This is a genomic window from Streptomyces sp. 13-12-16, from assembly GCF_002114215.1.
Taxonomy (GTDB): Bacteria; Actinomycetota; Actinomycetes; order Streptomycetales; family Streptomycetaceae; genus Streptomyces.
In genome coordinates this window covers 541-2391 of record NZ_NCTE01001461.1, presented here as the reverse complement: position 1 = coordinate 2391, position 1851 = coordinate 541, and the positions used below count along the sequence as shown (strand labels likewise).

Here is a 1851-nt window from a genome sequence, read left to right as displayed (position 1 = left end):
TCCGGCAGGTCATGCCCGCGCGGCTGCGCCACCGCGTCGACACCCTCCGGGTGACCGCCGTGGAGCCCGCGGCCCGCCCGCACCCACCCGTCGACGGCGCGCTGCTCATGACGCTGAGCGCCGCCGTCCACGCCGGGGAGGTGCTGCGCTTCGACTACGCCTCCGCCGCCCCGCCGCGCCGGGTGGAGCCGCACCGTCTCGTCAGCCGGGACGGACGCTGGTACCTGGTCGCCTTCGACCTCGACCGCGCCGACTGGCGCGTCTTCCGCGCCGACCGGATCACCCCGCGCAGCCCGACGGGGCCCCGCTTCGCACCGCGCGAGGTGCCCGGAGGCGACGTGGCCGCGTTCGTCACCGGGAGGTTCCGCGGAGCGGACGGCCCCGGCGAGTGGCCCTGCCGGGGCGAGGTGATCCTGGACCTGCCCGCCACCACCGTGTCCCGCCACGCCCACGACGCCGTCGTCGAGGAGCTCGGCCCCGGCCGCTGCCGGCTCGTCCTGGGCTCCTGGTCGTGGACCGCCCTGGCCGCCGGCATCGGACGGTTCGACGCCGCCGTCGAGGTCGTCGGCCCGCAGGAACTCAAGGACGCCTTCGCGCTCCTGGCCCACCGTTACGCCCGCGCGGCGGCCGGCGCGCCCGGTGCCTGACCCACGGTCCCCGAAAAGCCGTTGCGCCCCGGGCCCGGTCACCGGATTCTTGGGCCTCATGTCCTACGCACAGCGTCCCGCGGCGCTCACCGACGCGCCCGCCATCACCGAACTGCTCAACAAGGTCGACGAGATCGAGATCGGCCGGCCCGAGACCGACCTGCACATCGTCGAGGCCGAACTCAAGCATCCCGGTACCGATCTGGAGCGGGACTCCTGGCTCACCTGGGACGGGGACCGCCTGGTGGCGTACGGGCTGCTGTGGGACGAGTCCGGCGGCGAGCGCGTCGACATCGACCAGTACGTCCTGCCCGAGCACCAGGGGGCCGCCGCCCGGATGCTGGAGGCGATGGAGGCCAGGGCGCTGGAGAAGGCCCGGGAGAACGGGGCGGAACGGGCGGTGGTGCATCTGCGCCTCAATGTGACGCCCACCCTCGACACCGGACTGCTCCGGGCGCGCGACTGGCGGGTCGTACGCCGGTACCACGTACTGCGCCGCCCCCTGGACCCCGCACGGGACACGTTCCCCGAGGTGCCCGCCGGCGTCCGGGTGCGGGACTGCGCCGCCGAGGCGGACCGGGCGCGCGTCCACGAGCTGTACCAGGCGTCCTTCGCCCACCACTTCGACTTCCAGCCGCGCAGCTACGAGACGTGGCTGCACGACATCGACGCCGGGGGACTGGACTGGTCCCTGGTGTGGATCGTCGGCACCGAGGAACTGGGGGACGCCGGTTTCCTGCTCGCGCGGGACGACCGCGAGGCCATGGGGTGGATCCGCGGCCTCGGCGTGCTCCCCGCGGCCCGCGGCCGCGGACTGGGCGGACTCCTGCTGCGGCACGCGTTCGCGGCCTTCGCGGCGCGCGGCCGGGACACCGTCGGACTCGGCGTGGACACCGGGAACGCCACGGGAGCACCCCGGCTGTACGACCGCCACGGCATGACGGTCCACTACGCCGTCGACACGTGGGAGGTGACGGTCGGCCGGCGCCGGCCCACCGGCTAGAGCAGGCTGCTCCAGTACGTCCAGAAACGGGTCAGGACCAGCAGCACGACCACGCCGTACCAGCCGGCCAGCAGCAGCCAGTGGCTCTCCAGGACCAGGTCCAGGGCGGCGCGACCGCGCCGGGGCACGGGAATGACGCCGTGCGCGCAGTTGCGCAGGGTCACGTACCAGAACAGGGCGATGGTCACCACCCAGACGACG

2 protein-coding genes and 1 pseudogene are annotated in these 1851 nt (G+C 74.2%); 2 read left to right on the top strand and 1 reads right to left on the bottom strand.

Annotated features, from left to right (window positions below; genetic code table 11):
• Both B7767_RS42630 and B7767_RS42625 read left to right on the top strand, forming a co-directional pair.
• The coding region (locus B7767_RS42630; protein ID WP_143653010.1) for a YafY family protein at positions 1 to 647 on the top strand (647 nt) is incomplete at its 5' end.
• A 58-nt stretch (positions 648 to 705) separates the two neighbouring features.
• Positions 706 to 1650: a GNAT family N-acetyltransferase gene (locus B7767_RS42625; RefSeq protein ID WP_085576481.1), complete on the top strand. Its 945-nt coding sequence runs from the start codon at positions 706 to 708 to the stop codon at positions 1648 to 1650.
• Here the strand turns inward: B7767_RS42625 and B7767_RS42620 are convergent.
• Positions 1647 to 1851 (bottom strand): annotated as a pseudogene (locus B7767_RS42620) (Vitamin K epoxide reductase); the annotation flags it as partial. The gene B7767_RS42625 and the pseudogene B7767_RS42620 overlap by 4 nt on opposite strands.